Raw genomic sequence first — 347 nt, 5'->3', positions numbered from 1 at the left:
CTACAACTTACTCCAAATCAGGTTCTTCATGGGGAGCAATCTTATCAATACTATGAGGATGTTTACGAAGGAGATATTATTACTTCTCAGTTAATAGTAAAAGATCAATATAAAAAAAATGGAAAAACATTCTTCAAAATAGAAACAATTTATAAAAATCAAAGGAACACTGTCGTTGCAATCAGTCAAGCCACTTTAATATTAATTGATGGGGAGGCAAACGATGGAGCTTCCGATGATTGAATTAGGTTCCTTGCAAGCAATTGATTTTGTTAAATATTCTGGGGCATGGGGTGATTTTAATGAGATTCACACAGTTTTACCTATCGCTCTGGAAAAGGGGTTTC

The 347-nt window shown here is 34.3% G+C and carries 1 protein-coding gene; it reads left to right on the top strand.

Translation table 11 applies throughout. The annotated features are described in order from the left end of the window. On the top strand, window positions 1–243 hold a 243-nt coding region (locus R0J88_RS19115; RefSeq protein WP_410900746.1), incomplete at its 5' end, for a MaoC family dehydratase N-terminal domain-containing protein. Window positions 244–347: the final 104 nt, after the last annotated feature.

Source organism: Pseudoalteromonas sp. SIMBA_162 (assembly GCF_046535955.1).
GTDB lineage: Bacteria > Pseudomonadota > Gammaproteobacteria > Enterobacterales > Alteromonadaceae > Pseudoalteromonas > Pseudoalteromonas marina.
The sequence above is the reverse complement of the archived record's forward strand: the minus strand, read 5'-3'. Positions and strand labels throughout refer to the sequence as shown.